The 23,229-nt window shown below is 38.0% G+C and carries 31 protein-coding genes and 1 other annotated feature; of the genes, 21 read left to right on the top strand and 10 right to left on the bottom strand.

Annotated features, from left to right (window positions below):
• Window positions 1–110: 110 nt before the first annotated feature.
• Window positions 111–722, top strand: coding sequence for a lysozyme family protein (locus J0J35_RS05985; protein ID WP_061414669.1), 612 nt, complete (start codon window positions 111–113; stop codon window positions 720–722).
• 44 nt (window positions 723–766) lie between these two features.
• On the opposite strand, the gene J0J35_RS05980 is transcribed toward J0J35_RS05985, so the two are convergent.
• A complete protein-coding gene (locus J0J35_RS05980; protein WP_061414666.1) occupies window positions 767–1,042 on the bottom strand; it encodes an acylphosphatase in 276 nt (91 codons plus the stop codon).
• Between the two features lie 61 nt (window positions 1,043–1,103).
• Between J0J35_RS05980 and J0J35_RS05975 the strand changes: the two genes are divergently transcribed.
• On the top strand, window positions 1,104–1,832 hold the full coding sequence (locus J0J35_RS05975; RefSeq protein WP_061414663.1) for an RNA methyltransferase: 729 nt from the start codon (window positions 1,104–1,106) through the stop codon (window positions 1,830–1,832).
• A gap of 29 nt (window positions 1,833–1,861) precedes the next feature.
• Here the strand turns inward: J0J35_RS05975 and J0J35_RS05970 are convergent, their stop codons facing one another.
• A complete protein-coding gene (locus tag J0J35_RS05970; RefSeq protein ID WP_019293396.1) occupies window positions 1,862–2,305 on the bottom strand; it encodes a flavodoxin in 444 nt (147 codons plus the stop codon).
• A gap of 158 nt (window positions 2,306–2,463) precedes the next feature.
• On the opposite strand from J0J35_RS05970, the gene J0J35_RS05965 reads away from it, so the two are divergent.
• Together J0J35_RS05965 and J0J35_RS05960 are read left to right on the top strand one after the other, a co-directional pair.
• The gene (locus J0J35_RS05965) at window positions 2,464–3,321 is read left to right on the top strand and encodes a methionyl aminopeptidase (protein ID WP_206916111.1); all 858 of its coding nucleotides are present in this window, start codon (window positions 2,464–2,466) and stop codon (window positions 3,319–3,321) included.
• Between the two features lie 51 nt (window positions 3,322–3,372).
• Window positions 3,373–4,275 (top strand): YihY/virulence factor BrkB family protein, encoded by a 903-nt coding sequence (locus tag J0J35_RS05960; protein WP_086583086.1) that lies wholly within the window; start codon window positions 3,373–3,375, stop codon window positions 4,273–4,275.
• Between the two features lie 42 nt (window positions 4,276–4,317).
• Here the strand turns inward: J0J35_RS05960 and J0J35_RS05955 are convergent, their stop codons facing one another.
• Both J0J35_RS05955 and arr read right to left on the bottom strand, forming a co-directional pair.
• On the bottom strand, window positions 4,318–4,773 hold the full coding sequence (locus J0J35_RS05955) for a GtrA family protein (RefSeq protein WP_003134318.1): 456 nt from the start codon (window positions 4,771–4,773) through the stop codon (window positions 4,318–4,320).
• A 293-nt stretch (window positions 4,774–5,066) separates the two neighbouring features.
• Window positions 5,067–5,480: an NAD(+)--rifampin ADP-ribosyltransferase gene (gene arr, locus J0J35_RS05950; protein WP_206916109.1), complete on the bottom strand. Its 414-nt coding sequence runs from the start codon at window positions 5,478–5,480 to the stop codon at window positions 5,067–5,069.
• A 190-nt stretch (window positions 5,481–5,670) separates the two neighbouring features.
• Here arr and J0J35_RS05945 point away from each other — a divergent pair, with 190 nt between their 5' ends.
• The 7 genes from J0J35_RS05945 (at window position 5,671) to gndA (ending at window position 10,982) form a co-directional block, all read left to right on the top strand.
• Window positions 5,671–5,850 carry a hypothetical protein gene (locus tag J0J35_RS05945; RefSeq protein WP_014025241.1) on the top strand — a complete coding sequence of 60 codons (180 nt, stop codon included), beginning with the start codon at window positions 5,671–5,673 and terminating at the stop codon, window positions 5,848–5,850.
• Window positions 5,851–6,025: 175 nt separating this feature from the next.
• Window positions 6,026–6,949, top strand: coding sequence for an HPr(Ser) kinase/phosphatase (gene hprK, locus J0J35_RS05940; RefSeq protein ID WP_019293392.1), 924 nt, complete (start codon window positions 6,026–6,028; stop codon window positions 6,947–6,949).
• 33 nt (window positions 6,950–6,982) lie between these two features.
• Entirely contained in the window at window positions 6,983–7,744 is a 762-nt protein-coding gene (gene lgt / locus J0J35_RS05935) for a prolipoprotein diacylglyceryl transferase (protein ID WP_207781790.1), read from the top strand.
• A 131-nt stretch (window positions 7,745–7,875) separates the two neighbouring features.
• Complete coding sequence (locus J0J35_RS05930) at window positions 7,876–8,229, top strand: hypothetical protein (RefSeq protein ID WP_061414654.1); 354 nt, start codon at window positions 7,876–7,878, stop codon at window positions 8,227–8,229.
• Between the two features lie 183 nt (window positions 8,230–8,412).
• A complete protein-coding gene (locus tag J0J35_RS05925; RefSeq protein ID WP_003134326.1) occupies window positions 8,413–8,838 on the top strand; it encodes a DUF948 domain-containing protein in 426 nt (141 codons plus the stop codon).
• 1 nt (window position 8,839) lies between these two features.
• Window positions 8,840–9,439, top strand: coding sequence for a YtxH domain-containing protein (locus J0J35_RS05920; RefSeq protein ID WP_019293389.1), 600 nt, complete (start codon window positions 8,840–8,842; stop codon window positions 9,437–9,439).
• Between the two features lie 121 nt (window positions 9,440–9,560).
• Window positions 9,561–10,982, top strand: coding sequence for an NADP-dependent phosphogluconate dehydrogenase (gndA, locus tag J0J35_RS05915; protein ID WP_061414650.1), 1,422 nt, complete (start codon window positions 9,561–9,563; stop codon window positions 10,980–10,982).
• Window positions 10,983–11,252: 270 nt separating this feature from the next.
• On the opposite strand, the gene J0J35_RS05910 is transcribed toward gndA, so the two are convergent.
• The 4 genes from J0J35_RS05910 to J0J35_RS05895 all read right to left on the bottom strand — a co-directional run bounded on the left by J0J35_RS05910 (window position 11,253) and on the right by J0J35_RS05895 (window position 15,061).
• Entirely contained in the window at window positions 11,253–12,182 is a 930-nt protein-coding gene (locus tag J0J35_RS05910) for a metal ABC transporter substrate-binding protein (RefSeq protein WP_206916106.1), read from the bottom strand.
• On the bottom strand, window positions 12,179–13,033 hold the full coding sequence (locus J0J35_RS05905; protein WP_206916104.1) for a metal ABC transporter permease: 855 nt from the start codon (window positions 13,031–13,033) through the stop codon (window positions 12,179–12,181). The genes J0J35_RS05910 and J0J35_RS05905 overlap by 4 nt, the downstream gene beginning before the upstream one ends.
• A gap of 6 nt (window positions 13,034–13,039) precedes the next feature.
• Window positions 13,040–13,774 carry a metal ABC transporter ATP-binding protein gene (locus J0J35_RS05900; protein WP_206916101.1) on the bottom strand — a complete coding sequence of 245 codons (735 nt, stop codon included), beginning with the start codon at window positions 13,772–13,774 and terminating at the stop codon, window positions 13,040–13,042.
• A 354-nt stretch (window positions 13,775–14,128) separates the two neighbouring features.
• A complete protein-coding gene (locus tag J0J35_RS05895; RefSeq protein ID WP_198494286.1) occupies window positions 14,129–15,061 on the bottom strand; it encodes a dihydroorotate oxidase in 933 nt (310 codons plus the stop codon).
• A 159-nt stretch (window positions 15,062–15,220) separates the two neighbouring features.
• Here J0J35_RS05895 and J0J35_RS05890 point away from each other — a divergent pair, with 159 nt between their 5' ends.
• From J0J35_RS05890 to J0J35_RS05880, 3 genes are read left to right on the top strand one after another with little or no spacing between them, the layout of a single operon-like run.
• On the top strand, window positions 15,221–15,547 hold the full coding sequence (locus tag J0J35_RS05890; RefSeq protein WP_206887760.1) for a PadR family transcriptional regulator: 327 nt from the start codon (window positions 15,221–15,223) through the stop codon (window positions 15,545–15,547).
• A complete protein-coding gene (locus J0J35_RS05885) occupies window positions 15,547–15,906 on the top strand; it encodes a DUF1048 domain-containing protein (protein ID WP_061414632.1) in 360 nt (119 codons plus the stop codon). The genes J0J35_RS05890 and J0J35_RS05885 overlap by 1 nt, the downstream gene beginning before the upstream one ends.
• 1 nt (window position 15,907) lies before the next feature.
• Window positions 15,908–16,180: a DUF1048 domain-containing protein gene (locus tag J0J35_RS05880; protein WP_019294245.1), complete on the top strand. Its 273-nt coding sequence runs from the start codon at window positions 15,908–15,910 to the stop codon at window positions 16,178–16,180.
• A gap of 39 nt (window positions 16,181–16,219) precedes the next feature.
• Here the strand turns inward: J0J35_RS05880 and J0J35_RS05875 are convergent, their stop codons facing one another.
• Window positions 16,220–16,390 carry a DUF3042 family protein gene (locus tag J0J35_RS05875; protein ID WP_014025228.1) on the bottom strand — a complete coding sequence of 57 codons (171 nt, stop codon included), beginning with the start codon at window positions 16,388–16,390 and terminating at the stop codon, window positions 16,220–16,222.
• 32 nt (window positions 16,391–16,422) lie between these two features.
• Entirely contained in the window at window positions 16,423–16,602 is a 180-nt protein-coding gene (locus J0J35_RS05870; protein ID WP_117517836.1) for a DUF3042 family protein, read from the bottom strand.
• Between the two features lie 187 nt (window positions 16,603–16,789).
• Between J0J35_RS05870 and J0J35_RS05865 the strand changes: the two genes are divergently transcribed.
• The 7 genes from J0J35_RS05865 (at window position 16,790) to rpmI (ending at window position 23,089) form a co-directional block, all read left to right on the top strand.
• Window positions 16,790–18,211 (top strand): polysaccharide deacetylase family protein, encoded by a 1,422-nt coding sequence (locus J0J35_RS05865; RefSeq protein WP_206916100.1) that lies wholly within the window; start codon window positions 16,790–16,792, stop codon window positions 18,209–18,211.
• A 132-nt stretch (window positions 18,212–18,343) separates the two neighbouring features.
• Window positions 18,344–19,237 (top strand): tRNA (adenosine(37)-N6)-dimethylallyltransferase MiaA, encoded by an 894-nt coding sequence (gene miaA, locus J0J35_RS05860; RefSeq protein ID WP_206916098.1) that lies wholly within the window; start codon window positions 18,344–18,346, stop codon window positions 19,235–19,237.
• Window positions 19,227–19,895, top strand: coding sequence for a hypothetical protein (locus J0J35_RS05855; RefSeq protein WP_165719931.1), 669 nt, complete (start codon window positions 19,227–19,229; stop codon window positions 19,893–19,895). Before miaA ends, J0J35_RS05855 begins: the two co-directional genes overlap by 11 nt.
• Before the next feature lie 48 nt (window positions 19,896–19,943).
• Window positions 19,944–20,837, top strand: coding sequence for an SPFH domain-containing protein (locus J0J35_RS05850; RefSeq protein ID WP_017368540.1), 894 nt, complete (start codon window positions 19,944–19,946; stop codon window positions 20,835–20,837).
• 94 nt (window positions 20,838–20,931) lie between these two features.
• The gene (locus J0J35_RS05845; protein ID WP_206916097.1) at window positions 20,932–22,092 is read left to right on the top strand and encodes a family 20 glycosylhydrolase; all 1,161 of its coding nucleotides are present in this window, start codon (window positions 20,932–20,934) and stop codon (window positions 22,090–22,092) included.
• Between the two features lie 90 nt (window positions 22,093–22,182).
• Window positions 22,183–22,309, top strand: a sequence feature (ribosomal protein L20 leader region).
• 55 nt (window positions 22,310–22,364) lie between these two features.
• Window positions 22,365–22,859, top strand: coding sequence for a translation initiation factor IF-3 (gene infC / locus J0J35_RS05840; protein WP_003136834.1), 495 nt, complete (start codon window positions 22,365–22,367; stop codon window positions 22,857–22,859).
• Between the two features lie 29 nt (window positions 22,860–22,888).
• The gene (gene rpmI / locus J0J35_RS05835) at window positions 22,889–23,089 is read left to right on the top strand and encodes a 50S ribosomal protein L35 (RefSeq protein WP_003133063.1); all 201 of its coding nucleotides are present in this window, start codon (window positions 22,889–22,891) and stop codon (window positions 23,087–23,089) included.
• Window positions 23,090–23,229 lie beyond the last annotated feature (140 nt).

Here is a 23,229-nt window from a genome sequence, read left to right as displayed (position 1 = left end):
GATAAGTAAATAAAGGTGGAAATGCTAGAGAAGTTTTTAACATGAGATGGCATATAATAACAACTGGAATTGAGACATGAGCCGTCGAAAAAATGATTAGGAATAGATAAATGTTGAAAATTTTGAAGCTATTCATCAAGCTTGCGCTACTGGCAGCAGTGGTCGGAGCAGGTTTTTACGTGCACAGAACTTATAGAAACGTAAAAAATGTGATGCAATATGAAAAATCGGTTGATGCAACCTTGAAAGCTCAAGGCTTAGAGGGCGATACAAAGCTTGCATTGGCTATTATTTATACAGAGACAAAAGGAAATGCTGCGGATGTTATGCAGTCAAGCGAGAGTTTGAATGGCAATCAAAATAGTATTTCAGATGAAGATAAAAGTATTGCGCAAGGTGTTTCCAATCTTTGTAAAGTTTTAGAGTACGCTGAAGATAAAAAAGTTGATATTTGGACAGGAGTTCAAGCATATAACTTTGGTCAAGCATATATAGATTATGTTGCGAAAAACGGTGGAAAAAATAATTTAGAACTGGCTGAAAAGTATTCACGTACAGTTGTAGCACCTAGCTTGGGAAACACCACGAGTGCAACCTATTACCATGTAACGGTCGATTCTTTAATGAATAGCGGAGGGAAACTCTACGTTAACGGGGGAAATATGTACTATGCCAATGAAGTCAAATGGCATTTGATGCTTCTTAATCTTTTTAACTGGTAAAACAAAAAAAGGCCTGTTTAAGACAGTCTTTTTTTGGTTATTCATTAATATTTAATATCGAAATTTTTAAAGTCCGGGAATTCGTCTGGATAGGTTTCGAGTTTTGTGACTGAAGCAAAAGGAGTGGGGCCTTTCCGAAGTTTATCTTCGAAGTCTGACAAAGCTTTCTGACTATCAGACTGGACATAAAGCCCCACAGTGCCATCAGAATTATTCCATACGCGTCCTTTGAGTTTGAGTTGCCGTGCGATTTGGACTGTACCATAACGGAAACCAACACCTTGTACCTGTCCATGAGCAATCATTTTAACCTTATACATACTTACACCTCCTTATAGGAAAATAAAAATCTTCATGTATTCTATGTTATAATTATAGCAAATGGAAATTATTACAGCAAAAGACAATAAAAAAATAAAAGAAGCACGTAAGCTGCTGACAAAGAAAAAATATCGCAAAAATTCTTATCTTATTGAGGGCTTTCATTTGCTAGAAGAAGCTGTCAATTCGGGAGCGAAAATTTTACAAATCTTTGTGGAAGAAAACAAATATCACCAAGTTGCACATCTGGAAGAAGTTATCGCAGTGAGTTCAGAAGTTCTTAAAAGCCTATCGGATGCTGGAACACCGCAAGGTGTTGTCGCTGAGGTAGCTTTCGAAGAAGTGAAAGTTGAGTTGAAGAACGGTAAGTACTTAGTACTTGAAAATGTCCAAGATCCTGGCAATGTCGGGACGATGATTCGGACAGCTGATGCTGCAGGATTTTCAGCAGTACTTTGTCTCGGAGATACGGCAGATATTTATGCTCCAAAAGTGATGCGAAGTATGCAAGGGAGTAACTTTCACATTCCTATTTTGTCTGTGGCAGATTTTACGGAATTGCAAAAAGCGCACATTCCTCTTTATGTTACCACTTTATCTAACCAGTCCATCAGTCATAAAGAACTTGTAGCCGAAAAGGATTTTGCCTTAGTTATGGGGAATGAAGGCGCAGGTGTCTCTGCTCAGGCAGTCGCGGTGGCCGATCAGCTTGTCCATATAGAGATGCCTGGACGTGCAGAGTCTTTGAATGTCGCCGTTGCAGCGGGAATTTTGATGTTTAGTCTATAAAAAAAACTGCTCATGAGCAGTTTTTTCTTTTATTGAACTTTGGACGCTAATGTTTCCGCAAAAGCCTCAAGATTTGTAATATCTTCATCTTCAGCATTCAAGTCAACTTTGACAGATTCTGCCCCTTTTTCAGCTCCAGTAAGTGCAAATTGTTCCTCAAACATGTCGACACAAATACAGAAATCATCATAGAAAGTATCCCCTGAACCACAGACACCGAAAGTTTTTCCAGAAAGATCAACATCTTGCAAGTCTTCATAGAAATCAACGATTTCATCTGGCAATTCACCATCACCATAAGTATAAGTGGCAACGATACAAAGATCCGCATCTTCGAATTCGTCAGCATCAACTGAAGTACATTCGTCCAAATCTACATCAAGACCTAAATCTTCCAATTTATCAGCGACAATTTCCGCGATTTCTTGCGTATTGCCGGTCATACTTGCATAAACTACTTTTGCTAAAGCCATTTTTTGCTCCCTTGTGAAATTTATATAACAAAATTATATCAAGAAATTCCAGAAAAATCAGCTCCTGTGCATTTTTCGGGGCTTTCTACCACAGTATTTTTATGATAAAATAGGATTATCATTGCGATTAAAGAAATATTTAGAAGAAGGTAAAAATAGTGATTACATTAAAATCTCAACGTGAAATAGATCAAATGGATCGTGCCGGCTCTTTGTTGGCAAGTATCCACATCGGTTTGCGTGATTTGATAAAACCAGGTATCGACATGTGGGAAATCGAAGAGTATGTACGAAAAGTATGTAAAGAAAATAATACTCTTCCTCTCCAAATCGGTGTAGATGGTTCAATTATGGATTATCCTTATGCCACATGTTGTTCATTGAACGATGAGGTTGCGCATAGTTTCCCTCGTCACATGAAATTAAAAGATGGCGATCTTATCAAAGTAGACATGGTTTTGGGCATGGTTGAAGATGGTTCTGTCGATGTTTCAAAACTTGATTTTGATAATGTTCCTGAGATGAAGAAATATACCGAAGGTTTCAGCGGAGCTATTGCAGATAGCTGCTGGGCTTATGCTGTAGGCACACCATCAGAAGAAGTTAAAAATCTTATGAATGTGACACGTGAGTGTCTCTATCTTGGAATCGAACAAGCTGTCGTTGGTAACCGTATCGGGGACATTGGAGCAGCTATTCAAGAACATGCAGAAAGTCGTGGTTATGGCGTGGTTCGTGACCTTGTCGGACATGGTATGGGCCCAACCTTCCACGAAGATCCACTTGTGCCTCATTACGGAAAAGCTGGACGTGGTTTACGTTTGCGTGAGGGTATGGTTTTGACCGTTGAACCAATGATTTCGACAGGAACTTGGGAAATTGATACGGATATGGAAACAGGCTGGATGCATAAGACATTGGATGGTGGTTTATCATGTCAATATGAACATCAGTTTGTCATTACCAAAGATGGCCCAGTAATTTTGACAAGCCAAGGAGAAGAAGGCACTTACTAATAAGTTTCTCCTATTTATTAAGACGTAAAAATGAAAGGAGGAGAAGACCAGATGAAAGCTCTTTTTCAACGTGTGTCGTCTTGGCAAACTTTGAAGGACTTTATGAACTTTTATAAAAGTTCAGAGATGTCCTTATCAAGTATTGCTGTGGCTTATTACTTGCTTTTATCCATTTTCCCGCTACTTTTGATTTTTGCCAACATTCTCCCCTTCTTAAATCTTGATATTGATATGATTTTGGATGTGCTTCATGATCAGATTCCGGAGCAGATTTATGATATGAGTGTTGGATTTATCCGAAATGTCTTGGAAAATCCCAATACAGGATTACTTTCGATTTCCGTTTTGGCTGGCTTCTGGACATTTTCCCGTGCACTTGCGACCTTACAGATGGCTATGAATAAAGCTTATGAGGTTTCAGAACATCGAGACTTCATTCTCAGCCGAATTATTGGTTTAGTTGTTGGCTTGGGGCTCATGGTTATGCTCTCTTTAACTATTTTAATTTCAACATTTGGTCAGGTGATTTTGACCTATGTGCATGAGAACCTCTTTGCCTTTGATGATCGACTGTACCGGACTTTGCAAACAGCTACCTTACCAGTTGTCATCATTGTGGTGCTTATTTCTTTGATTTTACTGTACTTTGTCTTACCCAATGTCAAAATACATAAACTCCGCTATATTATGCCGGGGACCATTTTCTCTACCTTGGTCCTTGTGGCACTGCCTCATTTTTTTGGGGCCTATTTAAGTCGAGCTTTAGGGCAAATGCGTGACTTTAAACTGGTTGGTTCCTTGCTTATTTTTGGTTTAATGATTTGGTTTATTTTTATTGCTAAAGTTATTATCATCGGAGCAGTATTCAATGCTACTTATCAGAAAAAGTCCTTTGGTCAAATCGAAACCCGACGTGGTGAGATTGTTGCATTTATTAAAGAAATTAGAAAATAAAAAAAAACGCTCTGTTTTGGCAGACGTTTTTTTATTATACATTTATACTTTCGCTTTTTTACGGAAAACAATAAATTTAGAATAGAAGTAGTTCAAGACGATATTCAATACTTGGATTGCCAGTGAAAGGGCAAGAACGACTACTGGTTTTTTCAAGTGCAAGAGATCCATCAAAATTTCTGGATGACTATCAATAAACCACCACTTCAGAACGATGGCCAAAAGCATGAAGAATAAACGTCCGGCAGCAAAGTTAAGGAAATCACGGAAAATGTGCGTAGATTTATGCTTGAAAACCCAAATTTTATTGGTAAAGAAAGCGAAGATAATACTAACAATTTGTCCGATAGCCTCTGAAATTGCCCCAGCGTTTATTCCAGGGTGATTAAGCAGGTAAAAGCTTGACTGCATAAAGACGTAATAGACAAGGGTCGTCAAGACGCCGAAGACGAGATAAGTGAAAGCTTCAGTCTTAGCAAAGTTTTTAATTTTTTCCATAGCACCTCATTTTACCAAATTTGTAGTTTTTTTGCTAGATGATATAGGAGAATAAGATTCAGTTGCCTTAGATTTTTAAGGCTTTAATCTTATTAACTTTTAGTTTATCTCTGTTTGTGGTAAAAGACCAGCGTTGCTTGAAGGCATCACGTGTCATATTGTTCCCTTTAATGATACGCTGTGTATTGAGTTCAATAAGAAAATCAATAGCTACAAATGAAATATCTATTTCAAACCGAGAGCTATCTTTTGGCTTTAAGCCGCTTTAAAATTTAGTTGGATGTAAGTGGGATTTAATTAATGATAGTTGATTTATTGTTTGTAGTACGTGCAGCTATTTTTTCACGTAAACTATCAATCTTATCTTGAGGTTGCTCCACCCAATCGGTCACCTCACCAATTATTTTTAGGGGGGCAGTAGAGCGATAAGAACGAGTTGGGTTACCAGGGAATTTTTTATCGGTCACGTTGGGATCATTTTCATAAGGGCCTGCTGGTTCCACCAGGTAGACATGCGGTACCTCAGCTTTTCCAGCAGCGATTTGTGCAGCAAAGCCAGCGCCATCTTTTAAAGCTGTAAAATAGATATGATTCATAGTCACACGTGAATCATAATTAGAGGCAAAACCCGCCCTTAAATAATCCCCTATTTTAAGTTTAGCTTTCGTCCCATGGTAGAAAGGACCTTCATCATGTACTTTTTCCATTAAGTAATCTTCTTTCTAAAATTGATCTCAAAGCTGCTGATGTGCTATGATCATAATGTATTATACAGTATCCCCAAACTTTTTTCTATCAGGAAGCGAAGGAAAAAGCTATTGTAAAGAAAGTTACGTTGTGGTGGAAATTTCGTTTAGCATATTTGACCTCAGTTCTTGGGTATGATATAGTTAATCTATGTTAAAATCACGATTTTACTCTTTTATACTTGGAACAATCATTGAAGCATGGATTTTTTCCATAGCCTTTTTCCAGGCCCAATGGTTTTGGTTCTTTATCGCAAGCTTCCTTTTAGGTCGCAGAATTTACGTGGCTTATAAAGTAGACAAGTTTGTAAAACTCAGCAAAATCAAATAATGGATAACATCCATTATTTTTTTTACTATTTTTAGCTCTAAGATGAACCAGTATGCTAAGTTATACTTTAGCTATCAAATTGGAATCAAATATTACACTTTTCTAGCCTAAGCAAAAAGGATTATTATCTATATTTTGATATAATAAGGGGAGAAAAAGACAAGAGGAGACAGATATGACAGTCACAGTGCAAGATCTCATCAAAAAAATCAAGTTTAATGTTATCTACTCGACAGAAACAGCACTTCAAAAAGAAATTACCACCTCAGATATTTTACGCCCCGGTTTGGAAATGTCTGGTTATTTTGAATACTTTACCCCTGAACGGATACAACTTTTCGGGATGAAGGAATGGTCCTACATGATGAACGAGGTAGGCGATGCGCGTTATGATATACTCAAAAAAGTAATGACAGAGATAACTCCTGTCGTTATCGTGGCACGTAATCTTGAAATTCCGGAAGAGATGGTGAATGCTGCACGTAAGCATGATATTGTCTTATTGCAATCACGTGAGACAACTAGCCGTCTGAACAGTATTCTGACCTCTTACTTAGATGAAGAGTTGGCAGAGCGTGTCAGTGTACACGGTGTGCTGATGGATATTTATGGTGTTGGGGTTTTGATTCAGGGAGCAAGCGGAATCGGGAAATCAGAAACGGCTTTGGACTTGGTGGCGCGTAATCACCGACTTGTAGCTGATGATCGTGTTGATGTTTTCCAAAGAGATGCCTTTACTTTAGCAGGAGAACCTGCGCCAGTCTTGCAAAATTTCTTGGAACTTCGCGGTGTCGGGATTATTGATGTGATGAGCTTGTACGGTGCGCGTGCAGTCAAAGATCAGACGGATATTGATTTAACAATCTATCTTGAGCCTTACGAAGTTGGGGGCGAATTTGACCGGTTGGGCAATGGTGTGAAAAATATTATCCTCGCCGATGTTGAGGTGCCACAGATTAAGATTCCTGTCAAAACAGGGCGTAATGTTTCTACTATCATTGAAGCTGCTGTGATGAACTACCGTGCCAAAGATATGGGCTATGATGCAACAGCGCTTTTTGAAGATCGTTTGACACATTTAATCGAAAACAATAGCTAAGGAGTTAAAGTGAACAATTTTCCATATTTAGCAATGAATAAGATTGCTTTAGAGTTGGGCCCTTTTTCCATTCATTGGTATGCGATTTTTATTGTGACAGGGGCTGCTCTCGGTGTCTGGCTAGCGTGTAAGGAAGCACCACGGCGAGGTTTGACCTCAGATGATGTGATTGACTTTATCTTGTGGGCTTTCCCCGTCGGACTTATCGGTGTCCGGGCCTACTATGTTGCTTTTCAATGGGATTATTATAGCCAACATCCAAGTGAAATTATCGCTCTTTGGGATGGCGGTGGTGCCATTTATGGCGGACTGATTGCAGGAGCAATTGTCCTGTTTGTCTTTTCTTATTATCGGATGATTAATCCTCTGGATTTACTGGATGTGAGTATTCCGGGTGTACTTATTGGCCAAGCTTTTGGACGTTGGGGAAATTTTGTTAATCAGGAAGCCTATGGCGATGCGGTAAACAACTTAAATTATCTGCCGACCTTTATTCGGGAGCAGATGTTTATTGATGGAGCTTATCGAATACCTACTTTCCTCTATGAAAGTATCGGAACCTTTTCAGGTTTCCTCCTCATTATGATTTTCCGTCATCGTATTCCAGGACTCAAGCGTGGGGAAATCTTTGCTTTCTATCTTATCTGGTATGGGGCAGTACGCTTTATTGTGGAAGGCATGCGGACAGACAGTCTGATGTGGGGAGCATTCCGCGTATCACAGGTCTTCTCAGCTTTAATGATTATTGCCGGGATAGCGTTTGTGCTTATCAGACGTTTGAAAAAAATTGATTAAGAAAAGAATGTAAAAGTGTATCTTTTGTAGCAAGGCAAAAGATACATTTTTTTTATATTACAAAAAAGTAAGTTCAACTTCAGGATAGTAAGCGTAAAATAGAGGTATTAAGAGGAGAAGAGGAGCGAAAAATGAAACGTACACTTGCACTTGTGACAACTGTTGGACTCATCACATTTGGTATTTTTAATATACTCCATCAGCAAACGAGGACCGTCCGTACCATTCCCTCAGATACTCTCAACATCCACAAAACAACTGTCCCACTGAAAAAGACAAATAAAGATGCGCTTAACATTTATACCCCAAATATAACAAAACGAAGCGTTTCATTAGATAAAGATAAATTGCTTGACGAAAGAGGACAAAAAGAAGCACCTATACAAGAAGCCAAGAATTCCGAAAAATTTTACAGCGAAAGCTATACTTTCATCACCGAGCTTGTCAAAGAAGCTGGCAATCTCTCACATAAACTTTTAAGGTAAGGACGAGTTTTTTCTGAGGAAGAAATAAAAAAGGGATAAAGCTAAAAAACCTCCAAAACACTGGTACGAGTGCCCTAAATACCGAGGTGAAATTTATGTGCCAAATTAGTTTATAAAAAATATTAATTTTGCTATAATAAAGTAAAATTACCGTTTGAATTTAAGCGGTTTCGGAGGTGAAGTATGGGAGAAATTAGTGTACAAAATATAGCCTGGCTGATCATTGCAATTGCTTTTGCAGCTTTGGTTATCTTCTTAATTGTACTTTTAGTTAAAGTTTCAAAAGTTGTTGAGGAAGCCAATCGTACGGTGAAACTCGTTTCTAGTGATGTCGATGTTTTGCTTCACCAAGCGGATGGCTTGATGGCAAAAGCCAATGTTCTTTTAGACGATGTTAATGGAAAAGTTGCAACAATTGACCCTCTCTTCGTTGCAGTAGCAGAGCTTTCAGAGAGCGTTACTGCGGTGAATAAGAGCAGTCGCGACATGGTTGAACGTTTCTCAAGAAAATCGGGAACCGTCGGTCGTTCAGCTTCAACTTTAGTATTGGCTAAAACAGCAAATAAATTTATGAAGAAGAACAAGAAAAAGAAAGTGGAGGATAAATAATATGTCTAAAAAATCAGGATTTTTAGCAGGAGCTTTGATTGGTGCCGCTGCAGCTTTGTTTTTCGCCCCTAAAAAAGGAAGCGAAATGCGTGAAGATGCGAGCAAGATGTACGACGACTTTAAAGATGATCCAGAAGCCGCATTGAACAACTTACGCGATTTTTCGACAGAAAAATTCAATGATATTAAAGAACGCTTTGAATCAGGAGAAATTTCTGCAGACTCAGCAAAAGATTATTTGACAAGCAAACGTGATCTGATTAAAGAAAAAGTTGACTCAGGTGAACTTTCAAAAGACTCTGTTATCGAATTTTTCAATAGTACACGTGATGCGATTGTTGATAAAATCAATCAAGCCAAAGAAGGCACCGAAGAACTTTTCGATGAAAATGAATCAGAAATTACTGACGAAGTAGTGGAAAAAACTGCTGAGTTTAAAGAAAAGTTGGATGACAGTGCGGATGCTGTAGCAGATAAGGTTGAAGATGTTAAAGAAGATGCTGCAGAAGTAGTAGAAGATAATGTTGACTTTGGTAAGATTTCTGAAGAAGCTGAAGAGCTTGAAAAAAAAGCTAAAGACCTCTCAGGTACAGAGTGGTAAAAGAGATACTGTCTACGGGCAGTTTTTCTTTTTGTAAAAATGTTACAGTGTTTATTTGAGCTTTTGTAAAGAAATTGCGTTATAATAGTTTTATCAAAAATAAAAAATCGGAGGATTTACAATGACTCAAGCTAATTTTGGCGTAGTCGGTATGGCCGTAATGGGTAAAAACTTAGCCCTCAATGTTGAATCACGTGGATATACGGTTGCCTTATTTAATCGTACGACTGCAAAAACAGAAGAAGTTGTAGCTGAACATCCAGATAAAAATTTTGTCTTGACAAAAACAATCGAAGAATTCGTAGCTGCGATTGAAAAACCACGCCGTATCATGCTTATGGTACAAGCTGGTCCAGCAACTGATGCGACAATTCAAGCACTTTTACCACATTTGGATAAAGGTGACATCTTAATTGATGGTGGAAATACACATTTCCCAGATACAATGCGTCGTAATGCAGAGCTTGCAGACTCAGGCATTAACTTTATCGGTACAGGTGTTTCAGGTGGTGAAAAGGGTGCTCTTGAAGGTCCTTCAATCATGCCTGGCGGACAAAAAGAAGCTTACGATTTGATTGCACCAATCTTTGAACAAATCGCAGGTAAAGCACCTCAAGATGGTAAACCATGTGTGGCTTATATGGGTCCTAATGGTGCAGGTCACTATGTAAAAATGGTCCACAATGGTATCGAGTATGGCGATATGCAACTCATTGCTGAATCTTATGATCTTTTGAAACGTGTACTTGGTCTTGATAATGCTGAAATCCAATCGATCTTTGAAGAATGGAATGAAGGTGAGTTAGACAGCTACCTTATCGAAATCACAAAAGAAGTACTTAAACGTAAAGATGATCAAGGTACAAACGGTTATATCGTGGATAAAATCCTTGATAAAGCCGGTAATAAAGGTACAGGTAAATGGACGTCACAAAGTTCACTTGACTTGGGAGTTCCATTGCCATTGATTACTGAATCCGTGTTTGCCCGTTTCATCTCAACTTATAAAGATGAACGTGTGAAAGCAAGCTCTATCTTATCAGGTCCAGAAGTGAAATTTACAGGCGACAAAGCTGAAATTGTCGAAAAAATCCGTCAAGCACTCTATTTCTCAAAAATTATGAGCTATGCCCAAGGTTTTGCTCAACTTCGTCAAGCTTCTAAAGAATACGATTGGGATCTTCCTTACGGTACAATCGCTCAAATCTGGCGTGCAGGATGTATCATTCGTGCGGAATTCTTGCAAAACATTACAGATGCTTTTGACAAAGATGCTGACCTTGAAAATCTTCTCTTGGATGAATACTTCATCGATATTACAAAACGTTACCAAGCAGCAGTACGTGATGTTGTAAGCCTTGCTGTTCAAGCAGGTATCCCAGTACCAACATTCACAAGTGCAATCAGCTACTATGATAGCTATCGCTCAGCAAACTTGCCAGCAAACCTTATCCAAGCACAACGTGACTACTTTGGTGCGCACACATACGAACGTACAGACATGGATGGAATTTTCCACTATGACTGGTATACAGAAGACTAAGAGGGAAAACCTTGCTGAGCTAAAGCTCAGTCTTCGTTCACAAGCTCACTACGCTGTCCACTTTTTCTAAGTGCTAAAGCACTAAGACAAGTGGCACTTCGGTGCGCACACATATGAACGTACTGACATGGATGGAATTTTCCACTATGACTGGTATACGGAAGATTAAGAGGGAAAACCTCGCTGAGCTAAAGTTCATGTTTTGAAAAAACGAATCAAAAAACTACCAAGACATTGGTAGTTTTTTTGATATTCTTAAGAAAATGACGATTACTTACCACTCAACCCATCGGTAATATGCTCAATATTCCATTGGAGCATATCGTAGTAGGTATCCCCTTTCTGACCTTCGTCAGCAAGAGAGTCAGTAAAAATTTTTGAGTAGATTTTTACACCAGTTTGTCTAGAGACAGATTCCATTGTTTTTGGTGAAACGCTGGTTTCCACAAAGAGTGCTTTGACATTTTTGTCTTTGACAATCGTGTTAATGCGGTTGAGTTGGGCTGGTGTACCTTGGTTATCCGTATTGATTTCCCAGATATATTCAGCTGTCAGGCCATATTGTTTTGAGAAATATTTAAAAGCACCTTCGCTGGTCACTAAGATTCGGTCTTCCTGCGAGATGGTTGCAATCTTAGCTTTTGCTTCTGTGTCCAGTTGTTGCAATTTATCTGTGTATACTTTGAGATTTTTTTGATAATCTTCTTTATTCTGGGGATCTTTCTTTGAAAGCTCTTTTTCGATATTTTGGGCATAGATAATGCCATTTTGAATATTAAGCCAAGCATGCGGGTCTTCTTCGCTTTCTTTGCCTTTTTCACTTAAGTGAATGGGAGTAACACCTTGACTGACCATAAAGGTTGAATCTTCTTTACGACTATTTTTAATCAGTTTATCAAACCAACCTTTTCCAGTTTCCAAATTGAGGCCATTGTAAAAGACAAGGTCGGCTTTTTCAACAGCTTGAGTGTCATTGGGTTTCGGATCGTACTGATGGGGATCAGTGCCACGTGGAACCATGCTATAAACATCAACATGGTCTTTTCCGATATTTTCAGCAATATCGGCAATGATGGAGTAGGTGGTTACAACCTTAAGTGTGTCTGATGCCTTACTTTCTTCTTTTTTGGGCGAGCATGCTGTAAGAAATAAAAGAAGTGAGGCTAAAATGGTAATCAAAGAGAGTTGTTTGCGGTTCATGATTGAGATCCTTTCTTAGGATAGCGGATAAATCCGTTGCGAGGGCTGAGGAAGAAGGAGAGGGCAAAGGTGAGTGCTCCAACGATTACAATAGTTGCGCTTGTAGGCAAATCATATTGGAAACTGATAATAACGCCCAAAATACCAAAGAGTACACCTAAGATAGAAGACAACGCGATCATATGTGGCAATTTATTCACCCACAGATAAGAAATTGATGCAGGTATAATAAGCATCGCAACTACAAGTACAATCCCGACTTGTGACAAGGCAGAAATTGTGAAAAGCGTCAGTAAAATCATCAATAAATAGTGATAAAAAGTATTGTTTAAACCGTAAGCTTTAGACATAGTTGGATCAAAGGAAGTAATAAGCAACTCCTTGAAGAAGAGTTTGACTACCAGAACAACAGCAACCAATAAAGCCAAAGACTGAACAAGTTCGTGTGGTGTAACAGCAAGAATATTTCCAAAAAGAATATGATTAAGATCCGCACCACTTTCAGCTTTTGTAATTAATATGATTCCTAGAGCAAAGAAGCTACTCAGGATGATACCAATCGAAGCATCTGTCTTCAAACTACTATGTTTGATGATAAATTGAATCAGAATTGCACCTAAAATCCCAGATACTGTTGCGCCAATCAAAACATTTATCCCTAGCATATAAGAGATTGCAACACCTGGTAAGACCGCATGAGATAAAGCATCGCCCATAAGAGAAAGACGTCTCAAAACGATAAAGCTCCCTAAAATTCCGGAGATAATCCCTAACAAAATGGAAGCGATAAAAGCACTCAGCATGGTTACAGTAAGGCCGGTTATATCTGAAAGAAAAAATAAAATATCCACTGTGACTTAGCCCTCGCTTTCCTTGATGATGATATTGCCTAGGGCTTCACCGTAAGCTTTTTGAAGATTTTCATTAGTGAAACATTGGGCTGTATAATCAGCGCCAATCAGTTTTTTATTAAGAATAATCAGATAATCAAAATACGCTTTAACATTATGAAGATTGTGGTGAACGATGATAATCATTTTACCGTTCTGTCGTAACTCTTCAAGTATGTTAATAATGATTTTTTCGCTCATCATATCGATACCAACGAAAGGTTCATCTAAAAAGTAATAGTCAGCTTCTTGCGCCAACGCACGAGCGATGAAAACACGTTGCAATTGTCCACCGGACAAAGCGCTTAGCTGGCGATCTTTAAAATCATCCAACCCAAGTTTATGAAGTGCATGTTCGGCTTTTTGTCTTTCTTTTTTACGGGGCTTTTGAAAGAGCTTTAAGTTTGGATATGTACCTGTCAAAACCGTATCAAAGACCGTGATTGGAAAACTGAGATCAATCTCACTACGTTGTGCAACATAGGCAATCTTTCTCTTGAAATTCTTGAGTGGAGTTTCATTGATAGTAACAGAACCGGATTTGGTTGGAATCATCTCTAAGATACTTTTCATCAAAGTTGATTTGCCCGCACCGTTAGGTCCAATAACTCCTGTACAGGAGCCTTCAGGTATGTGCAGTGATATATTTTCTAAGGCAAGGTTGCCTTTATACTCGACGGATAAATTTGAAATTTTTAACATTATTTCCCTTGTTTTTAAAGTTCACAGTGAGCTACTGTTGGCGCCCAAGATTTAGTTTGGTGTCGATAGCGTGATTTGAGTTTTGAAAATTTGGGTATATAAAAATAAACTTCATACTGAGGGAGTGTGAAAGGTATGTAGCTTAACATTTCTTTCTATAAATTTTGTTTTCTTCCTGCTCTGTCTTAGCATAAAATGGAAGGGCATAAATTCTAAAAAGTAAAAAGAATTTCTTGTATGAAGTGTTAAATACTATTTTACAGTACATACTAAATAAAGTCAAGTTATTTATAGGGTACCCTATAAAAATTGAAAAAGAAAAACTAAGGTTTTACCTTAGTTTAATTTTTTATATTAAAGACTTTTGAGTTTACCGCGGAATTCATCAATAGATTGGTAGCCTTTTTTGTCCATGATTTCTTGAAGTTCTCTAATGATTCTTGGGAAAATCTCTGGACCTTCTTTGTGGAGGGCGGTCCCAATTTGGAGCAAGCTTGCACCACAGAGAAGATGTTCAAATGCATCTTGTCCTGTTTCGATACCGCCTGTTCCGATGATTTGTATTTCTGGTTTAAGACGCGTGTAGAAGGCACGTACGTTGGCTAAAGCTGTTGGTTTGATGTATTGGCCACCAAGACCACCAAAGCCATTTTTAGGTTTAATTACAACAGCTTCCTCTTCCGTATCGATATAGAGGGCATTTCCGACACTATTGACAGAGTTGACGTAAGTGAGGGGAAACTTGTTAAGAATATCAGCCATTTGATCGAAATGTGCCAAGTCAAAATATGGAGGAAGCTTTACACCCAAAGGTTTCTTGAAGAAAGCAAATACTTTTTCTAACAGTTGCTCTGTTGCTTGGAAATCATAGGCTAATTGAGGTTTACCGGGTACATTTGGACACGAGAGGTTAAGTTCAGTTATACCTGAAAATGCACTCTTTTGAATACGATCCAGCATTTCAAGGTTCTCTTCTGGGCTCATACCAGCAATGGAGAAAAAGGTTGGCTTATCTTGATTTTGTTGTACTTCCAAAACATAATCTAAGTAATAGTCGAAACCTAGATTAGGAAGACCCATAGAGTTAATGCTCCCTAAAGCTAAGTCTACATAACGAGGAGAAGGATTTCCTTCTCTCTTTTCCAAGGTACAGCTTTTAGTGATATAAGCTCCAGCATCAGATTTTTCTAATTCTTGCAGATCCTCGATAGTCATACAATGTACACCAGAGGCATTCATAAAAGGATTGGCAAATTTAGTGTGAGCAAAAGTTGTTTCTTGTTTCAAGTCTCTAAAACCTCTTTCATAATTTTTACTATTCTACCATGATTAGATGAGAAATCAAATGATAAAGCTTAAATAGCATAAAAAAAGTATTTTACTTTGTTATATCACTAATATGTGTTACTATATAGTTGTACTAAGTAATACATATTAGAGGTTGTAATGGAAAATAATACGGAAATGCTCAAAGGTGTTTTAGAAGGTTGTGTCTTACAAATCATCAGCCAAGGTGAAACATATGGTTACGCCATCACACAGCAATTAAAAGAATTAGGATTTACAAATGTTGCAGAAGGCACAGTTTACACGATAACTTCTCGCCTTGAACGACAAAACTTACTGGAAACGGAAAAAAAAGCCTCAGAGAAAGGTCCATCACGTAAGTCTTTTAAGTTGAATACTGCAGGAAAAGAGGAACTAGCAGCTTTTTGGTTCCGTTGGGATTTCATCTCAGAAAAACTTTCTGAGATAAGAAGTAAGGAGAAATGATGAATTTTTGGGAGAGAATAACAGGAAAAGATATGACTGTGGCAAGGGCAGATTTTTCAGCAAGAGTGAAACGTCTGCCGGAGAGTTACCAACGCATATGGGCAGAGCTTGATGGAGAAATCCAAAGATATAGTGATTTGACAGGGCGAAATCTGATCCCCATCATGAGTAGCTTACTTGAATTTTTTGAAGAAACAGCATTTGATCATGAAGATGTATCGGCTGTTATTGGTGAAGATAAGGAAGCTTTTGTTGCGGAACTGTTCGACCAACGGCGACCTATCCCCAATAAATCCTACCGAGACAAATGCCGTGAGCAACTTAATCAAAATGTAGCAAAAAAATTAGGGAGGCAATAAAATGAAGCTCAAGGAAATCATCGAAGGAAAAAAAGAGTGGTACACTCTGCAAAATGCAGTGAAAAAACTGCCGAAAGATTATAGTATTGTTTATAAGGAGATTCAGAGATACTATTTTAAGATTGGTGTATCTGATCTTCAGGTTTTTGAAGAATTGCTTACAATTTTTGAAGACGGTGTGAAGCGCAATCAAGTTGTGCTTGATGTTACAGGAAAAGACGTTGCCGCCTTTAGTGATAGCTTGCTTGATCAAGAAGAGAATTTTGACAAATAAAAAATGCGTTCTACCTCTAAGTAGTACGCATTTTTTTAATTAATGAGCAATACGTTTACGATTTGCTTTTTTACGACTTTCTTGTGCAAACTCCCATTTGTGTTCAATCGGGTCAACAACACGTTTTTTGTAGATTGCGCCTGCAGTGAACAAAGCAGCAAGAGTGACAATGTTACCGGCAACGAAACCAGTGATGAGATTTTTATTCATAGGTAGACCTCCAAAAGTAATTTTAGTAAGTTTTAGCGCGCAAGTCGTTTGCGTTTTGCGCGTTTTTGATTTTCAGCAAAAGCGTCTTCTTTAAAGGTAGGACGCATTTCCGCATCAATTAATCCTTTATGTCTAGCAACCATTACCGCAGTACCGGCAACCGTTATTTCAATGGCTTTACCTATTAGGTAGCCTTTAAGATATTTATTCATGCTTTCCTCCTTATAGTCTACAATAATCTTACACTTTGATAAACTTATAAAGTTATTATAACATTTGTAAGGCTCTATCCCCAATATTTTAAGCTTCTTTTCCTAGAAAGTATACTAAATATTTGAAAGTGTCAAAAATTATTGTTATCTTAACAGTAGAGATAATAGAGGAGAAAAAGAGGCAATTATGAAGAAGAAATGGCTGAAAGCAGGCAGTGTCTTACTCGCGCTTACGATCGTTTTGGGAGCAGCCAGCCTACTGGTAAGAATAACAGAAAAAGAAAACAAGAAAACTTCCGAAAATACTTATATTCGAAGTACAGCGTCTAAAGGAGTAGGTATTGAAACGAAGGAGGAAGATCAAGGCTATCATATCTTGATGAATTATCCCAAGACAAAAAATAAAGTGATTAATCAAAAGTTGGAAGAATTTTCCAATAAAGAACTATCTTCTTTTAAAAACTGTACACCAGAAAAGGATACGGCTGAGAAGGGTTCGTTGTTTCAATCCTTTGAAGCTTATGAGTTTTCCCCAGATATCGTAAGTTTCAAATTTAATGTGATGCGCAGAAGCAATGCGCGTGTCCAAGCCGAAAACCAAGTCATCACTAAAACTTATAATTTGAAAGAAAATAAGGAATTACAGCTTACTGATTTATTTAAGGACAAGGCAGATCTCAGCAGTGTCGCACAAAATATTTATGAGAAAATGGTGAAGCTCAAAGAGAATTCAAACCAGAGAACTAAGCAGGTGTTAAGCGAGGGCTTACAGCCGATGGAGGAAAATTTTAATGCCTTTATCTTGGATAATAAATGCCTGGATTTCTTTTTGAGACCTGGTCAAGTCAACAGTAGCACAAACTTATATACGAAAGTTTCAGTGCCCCTGAGTGAGTTAGGAGAGATAGTCAAACCGCAGATTCTAGTGGGAAATTTAAAAGAAGAAGCGCAACACTCGAAAATAAAAATTCCTTCTGCCCAACAAGTGCAAAGTAAAGCGCTGGCTCATAAGAAATTAGTGGCTTTAACTTTTGATGATGGACCAGATCCACAGACGACACCACGCTTGCTTTCCATTTTAAAGAAGGCAAATGTCCCTGCGACATTTTTCGTACTCGGAAATCGTCTTGAACTGTATCCAGAATTAGTTAAAAAGGAACATGCTTTAGGAAATCAAGTGGGATCGCATACTTATAATCACGAGAATCTGCCACAGCTTTCAGCAAAACAAGCCCAAGATGAAATCAAAAAAACTTCAGATTTGATGCAGAAGACAGTGGGGATTCGTCCTCAAGGTTTACGTCCTCCTTACGGTGCCACAACACCTCAAATTAATAAAATAGCACAAACTCCGATTATTCAGTGGAGTGTGGATTCTTTAGATTGGGAAAGTAAAAATGTGGATCAGATTGAACAAGTTGTCATGAATGAAGTTTATGATGGCTCCATTATCCTCATGCATGATATTTATGATACATCTGTCGATGGAGCAGCAAGAGTTATTCAAAAGTTAAAAAATCAAGGCTACACATTCGTCACAGTCAATCAACTCATACAAGCACGTGGCCAACTTGAAAATTCTCATGTTTATTATAATGCAACACGATAAATGAAATCCTCATGTGTAAGATGAGGGTTTTTATATGGTAAAAGAGTCACTAAACGGAAAAATGTTATAATAAAAGAATGTATCTTCATACACAGGACAAAAGAAATAAGAAAAAATAATAGAAAATAATATATGAAAAAAAATAAAGTAATTGTCGTGGTCGGACCAACAGCTGTAGGTAAAACAGCTTTGGGAATTCAGCTGGCCCAAGTTTTTGATGGTGAGATTATTTCAGGTGACTCGCAACAAGTATATCGTGGCCTCGATATTGGTACAGCCAAGGCAAGCTTGGAAGAACAAGCCGCAGCAGTGCATCATTTAATTGATGTACGAGATGTAAATGAGAATTATTCTGCCTTTGACTTTGTTCAAGAAGCTACCGTTTGTATAGAACAAATTATTTCTCGCGGTAAGCTTCCAATTGTTGTCGGTGGAACGGGACTTTATATTCAGAGTCTTGTTGAGGGCTATCACCTGGGAGGGCAAGAAAATCATGAGGAAATGATGGAGCTGCGGCGAAGCTTAGAGGAACTTTCTGATGAAGAGTTATTTGCGCGTGTTCCCCAAAATATTCCTGAGCTAAATCGGAGAAGAGCAATGCGTTTTCTTGAGCTGGAAGCTTTTGGTACAGGTGAAAATCGAGTGTCTGACTATGAGTTTTGTCTCCTCGGTCTGAATGCTGAAAGAGCAACACTCTATGATCGAATCAATCATCGGGTAGACGGTATGTTGGAGCAAGGCTTGCTTGAAGAAGCACAAGCTTTATTTGAAAAATACCCAGAGGTTCAAGCTGCAAAAGGAATTGGCTATAAGGAGTTTTTTCCTTATTTCTCAGGAGAAATCTCACTTGAAGAGTCAGTAGAACTTGTAAAAAGAAATTCACGAAGATATGCTAAACGTCAATTGACTTGGTTCCGCAACCGGATGAATGTCAATTTTTATGATGTCTTTGCTGAAGATTATCCAGAAAATGCTATAATATGTGCAAGAGAATTTTTAAATATGGAGGAAAAAAGTGAAAAATAAGGAATATATTGATTTAGGTTTGAAATACGGAGGCTACATGGCTCAAGATCGTGCCTTTTTGGAAAATCGTTTAGCAAATTTAGACGATGAAAAGGAGAAAATGCTGTTGGTTACTCCGCCATCAAGTGTAATCAATGCTTATTTTGCAGAGCTTTATCAAAAACGTTCTCCACAAGATGCTACAGACTATTTCTTTGAGTTGTCACGTGATTTGGAGATGTTTCAAGACCAGCCAAATTTTCATCTTGAAGGAAAAGAAGGCACAGAAAATTTCCGCTTTATGCGCTTAAATCTATCAGGTAAATCTTTTGGTTTTTGCTACCGCAATGCTCAAGAAGAGGCAGTTGTCTTCAGTGAGTTTCCCCTGAAGATGACGGCTCAAATCATTTATGAAGTCGCACAAATTTTTCCACATTATGTTTTGAAACAAGAAGGCGATTATATCATTATGAGAAAAGCGAATTTTGAAGGTCAATTCACTGATGCACAAGAACTATCAGATTTGACAACGGCTGATGAAAATGAGGACTATATTCGTTTGACGGGCTATAATTTTGAGGATTTGGTGCTTCAAGCTGAAAAAATTCGTTATATTCACCCTCTCTTGTATCAAGCAGAGCAAAATAAGTGCTACATGTACATTTCTAAAGGACTTTGATTGGAATATTCTAAAGATTAAAGTATAATTAAAAGAAAGGAGAGTTTTATGTTAACAGTTTCACTTATTATTACCGTGCTCGTTATTATTATCATTTTGGCGAGTGCAGGAACATTGTTTTATGTTATTAAACAACAAACGGTTGCAATCATCGAACGGTTTGGGAAGTATCAAACGACCTCTTCGGCTGGCTTCCATGTGAAATTACCTTGGGGAATTGATCGTGTTGCGGCACGGATTCAACTTCGTCTTTTGCAAAACGAAATGACCGTTGAAACAAAAACAAAAGATAATGTTTTTGTGACCATGAATATCGCAACACAATACCGTGTCAATGAAGAAAATATTAAAGATGCTTACTATAAACTGATGAACCCTTCTGAGCAAATTCAAGCCTACATTGAGGATGCGCTTCGATCTGCTGTGCCTAAGTTGACTTTGGATGAAGTTTTCGAGAAAAAAGATGAAATCGCTCTGGAAGTACAGCATCAAGTTGCAGAGGAAATGACAACATACGGTTATATTATTGTTAAAACATTGATTACACGTGTAGAACCTGATGCCGAAGTTAAGCAATCGATGAATGAAATTAATGCCGCGCAACGTAAACAAGATGCATCGCAAATGCTTGCTAATGCAGAAAAAATAAAAATCGTTACTTCGGCCGAAGCCGAAGCGGAGAAAGATCGCTTACGTGGTGTGGGTATTGCTGAACAACGTAAAGCTATTGTTGATGGACTCGCTCAACAAATTATTGAAATTAAAAATACCGGGGCAAGTTTAACAGAGGACCAGATTATGTCGATTCTTTTAACCAACCAATACCTTGATACGCTTAATCAATTTGCTGATGCCGGAAATTCTACAATCTTCCTTCCAGCCAGTGCAGATGGTATAGAAGACATGCGTACACAAATTTTGAGCGCATTGAAAGCAAAATAAAAAGTCGTCTTCGGACGCTTTTTTATTGGGGTTTTTGTTGTTCTATTTTCATTTTTTTATAATTTTTATATAGTTGGATAAGGAAAAGGTGTCTATGAATAATAGAAAAGTCTTCAGTGTATGTGCGGTAGTAGGGATAGTTGTATTTTTAATGACGATGATAAATCAAACAGAAGTAAAAGCGGAAAAAAATTTAACTCAAATACTACCAGAAAAAGGAATTGCTTTAGATATTTCCCGTAAGTTTTATAAAGCAGAAGTTATCAAACAATTCATAGACAATTTAAGCAACTATCCTAATAGTTTTCTCCAGTTACACATGTCTGATAATCAAAATTTAGCTGTGGAGATGGCTACGGTCGGTCAAACAACAGATAAAAATGCGGTTTATCAAGACGGACAATGGTTGAATACACAAACCAAACGGCCATTTCTTTCGAAAAATGATCTGATGGATTTGGTCTCCTATGCCCGATCAAAGAACGTTGTTTTAATTCCAGAGATAGAAGCTCCGGCACATATGCAAGCTATCCTCGAACTTTTAAAGATCAATGATCCTAAGCGGTATGAGGCTATTAAATTACCTGATGGAGCGCCAGAACAGTTTAATCTAATTGATTACACAAAAGTAGAAGCTATTGATTTTGTCCAAGAGATGTTAGCAGAATACACACCACTTTTTGCTGGGCAAGCGAAAGCTTGTTTTCATATCGGCGTTGATGAAATTGACTGGTTGCCCGTAGAATCAAATAGGAACTTAGTGAACTATGTGAATACTTTGGATAATTTTTTAAAACATCAAGGTTATACTACAAGGATGTGGAATGATCGAGTGGCTAAGGCAGATCTTGCGAACTATAATAAAGATATCCAGATTACCTATTGGTCACAAATTGGTGGTTGGGATATTAATAGCACTGGTGAGCGCGCAAGCTCCGGCCGACAATATACGGCAAGCGCTCAAGAACTTTTAGATGCAGGTTTCCAGCTTTTAAATTACAATGCTTATTATACCTATTTCTTACCGGGTCAGCGGATGTGGCAGCCAGAAAGTTATGCCTATACGATTAACGATTTGGTTGCAAATTGGGATTTTTCAAAATTTGAGCTGAACAGTGGAAAACAAGTAAATTCAACAGAAAACGTTATAGGTTCAGCACTTACTTTTTGGGGTGAAGAAGCTGGAGATTATACAGATAGTCAAATTCAACAAAAAATGCAAAGTTTTGTGCAGCCTTATTTAAAAAAAGAATGAACAAAGATGCAAAAAATAAGTAATTTTGAAGATTAAGTGAAAAAACAAAATTATTGTTGACATAAGAAATATTTGTGGTATAATAGAGAAGTTGAAAAGCAGAAGCACCCGCTTCTCGCCTGAGTGGTAATAGCCCTGGGCAACAAAATGGAATTATTCACAAAACGAATGTTTTCATTAGCGGGGCGCATTATGCGTTCCGCTTTTGTTTTTCTAAAAAATTTTTTAGAAGGAGAATAGACATAGCAAAGCAAGACAACAGAAAACCTTTGATGAACGGTCAAATCCGTTCACGCGAAGTACGTCTTATCGGTGCTGAAGGCGAACAGCTTGGTGTTACACCTACAGCTGTTGCACTTACTCAGGCCGAGGACCTTAACATGGATTTGGTTTTGATTTCAAATCAAGAACCACCAGTTGCCAAAATCATGGATTACACTAAATTCATGTTTGAGCAAAAGAAAAAGCAAAAAGAAGCTAAGAAGAAACAGGCAACTGTTACTTTGAAAGAAGTTCGTTTGAGTCCAGTCATTGATAAAAATGACTTCAATACAAAACTTCGTCAAGCAACTAAGTTCCTTGAAAAAGGAGACAAAGTTAAAGTTTCGATTCGCTTTAAAGGTCGTATGATTACTCACCAAGATGTGGGTCGTCAAGTAATGGATGAATTTGCTGAAGCAGTGAAAGACATCGCTGTAGTAGAGCAAAAAGCCAAAATGGATGGTCGTCAAATGTTCTTACAATTGGCACCAATCAAAAAGAACTAAGTTCTTATTATTAACCAAGGAGAATTAAAATGCCAAAACAAAAAACTCACCGCGCATCAGCTAAACGTTTCAAACGTACTGGTAATGGCGGTCTTAAACGCTTCCGCGCTTACACTTCACACCGTATGCACGGTAAAACTGTAAAACAACGTCGTCAACTCCGTAAAGGCCGTATGGTTTCAGCAGGTGACTTCAAACGTATCCGTCGTATGGTTGCGAACATGCGTTAATAACAGTCCTGTGGACTGTTATGCATGAGAGCAATTGCTCTCCCCAGTAACATTTCACGACTGATTAACTCATAAGCATTACATAAGACTTATAGGATTTCACTCGAAATCAATCAACTATTTAAATTAACTGTCGATGA

The organism is Lactococcus sp. LG606 (genome assembly GCF_017309645.1).
Taxonomy (GTDB): Bacteria; Bacillota; Bacilli; order Lactobacillales; family Streptococcaceae; genus Lactococcus; species Lactococcus petauri.
The sequence above is the reverse complement of the archived record's forward strand: the minus strand, read 5'-3'. Positions and strand labels throughout refer to the sequence as shown.

Coding starts and splice junctions, on each gene's coding strand:
- arr (WP_206916109.1), bottom strand. CDS start 5,480: ATGGAAAAAGTACATGATGAAGGTCCTTTCTACCATGGGACGAAAGCT.
- J0J35_RS05865 (WP_206916100.1), top strand. CDS start 16,790: ATGAAGAAGAAATGGCTGAAAGCAGGCAGTGTCTTACTCGCGCTTACG.
- infC (WP_003136834.1), top strand. CDS start 22,365: ATGAACGGTCAAATCCGTTCACGCGAAGTACGTCTTATCGGTGCTGAA.
- J0J35_RS05845 (WP_206916097.1), top strand. CDS start 20,932: ATGAATAATAGAAAAGTCTTCAGTGTATGTGCGGTAGTAGGGATAGTT.
- hprK (WP_019293392.1), top strand. CDS start 6,026: ATGACAGTCACAGTGCAAGATCTCATCAAAAAAATCAAGTTTAATGTT.
- J0J35_RS05960 (WP_086583086.1), top strand. CDS start 3,373: ATGAAAGCTCTTTTTCAACGTGTGTCGTCTTGGCAAACTTTGAAGGAC.
- J0J35_RS05900 (WP_206916101.1), bottom strand. CDS start 13,774: ATGTTAAAAATTTCAAATTTATCCGTCGAGTATAAAGGCAACCTTGCC.
- J0J35_RS05945 (WP_014025241.1), top strand. CDS start 5,671: ATGTTAAAATCACGATTTTACTCTTTTATACTTGGAACAATCATTGAA.
- J0J35_RS05870 (WP_117517836.1), bottom strand. CDS start 16,602: ATGAATAAATATCTTAAAGGCTACCTAATAGGTAAAGCCATTGAAATA.
- J0J35_RS05980 (WP_061414666.1), bottom strand. CDS start 1,042: ATGTATAAGGTTAAAATGATTGCTCATGGACAGGTACAAGGTGTTGGT.
- J0J35_RS05955 (WP_003134318.1), bottom strand. CDS start 4,773: ATGGAAAAAATTAAAAACTTTGCTAAGACTGAAGCTTTCACTTATCTC.
- J0J35_RS05880 (WP_019294245.1), top strand. CDS start 15,908: ATGAAGCTCAAGGAAATCATCGAAGGAAAAAAAGAGTGGTACACTCTG.
- J0J35_RS05920 (WP_019293389.1), top strand. CDS start 8,840: ATGTCTAAAAAATCAGGATTTTTAGCAGGAGCTTTGATTGGTGCCGCT.
- J0J35_RS05985 (WP_061414669.1), top strand. CDS start 111: ATGTTGAAAATTTTGAAGCTATTCATCAAGCTTGCGCTACTGGCAGCA.
- J0J35_RS05970 (WP_019293396.1), bottom strand. CDS start 2,305: ATGGCTTTAGCAAAAGTAGTTTATGCAAGTATGACCGGCAATACGCAA.
- J0J35_RS05930 (WP_061414654.1), top strand. CDS start 7,876: ATGAAACGTACACTTGCACTTGTGACAACTGTTGGACTCATCACATTT.
- J0J35_RS05875 (WP_014025228.1), bottom strand. CDS start 16,390: ATGAATAAAAATCTCATCACTGGTTTCGTTGCCGGTAACATTGTCACT.
- J0J35_RS05975 (WP_061414663.1), top strand. CDS start 1,104: ATGGAAATTATTACAGCAAAAGACAATAAAAAAATAAAAGAAGCACGT.
- J0J35_RS05910 (WP_206916106.1), bottom strand. CDS start 12,182: ATGAACCGCAAACAACTCTCTTTGATTACCATTTTAGCCTCACTTCTT.
- J0J35_RS05890 (WP_206887760.1), top strand. CDS start 15,221: ATGGAAAATAATACGGAAATGCTCAAAGGTGTTTTAGAAGGTTGTGTC.
- J0J35_RS05925 (WP_003134326.1), top strand. CDS start 8,413: ATGGGAGAAATTAGTGTACAAAATATAGCCTGGCTGATCATTGCAATT.
- miaA (WP_206916098.1), top strand. CDS start 18,344: ATGAAAAAAAATAAAGTAATTGTCGTGGTCGGACCAACAGCTGTAGGT.
- gndA (WP_061414650.1), top strand. CDS start 9,561: ATGACTCAAGCTAATTTTGGCGTAGTCGGTATGGCCGTAATGGGTAAA.
- J0J35_RS05885 (WP_061414632.1), top strand. CDS start 15,547: ATGAATTTTTGGGAGAGAATAACAGGAAAAGATATGACTGTGGCAAGG.
- J0J35_RS05850 (WP_017368540.1), top strand. CDS start 19,944: ATGTTAACAGTTTCACTTATTATTACCGTGCTCGTTATTATTATCATT.
- lgt (WP_207781790.1), top strand. CDS start 6,983: ATGAATAAGATTGCTTTAGAGTTGGGCCCTTTTTCCATTCATTGGTAT.
- rpmI (WP_003133063.1), top strand. CDS start 22,889: ATGCCAAAACAAAAAACTCACCGCGCATCAGCTAAACGTTTCAAACGT.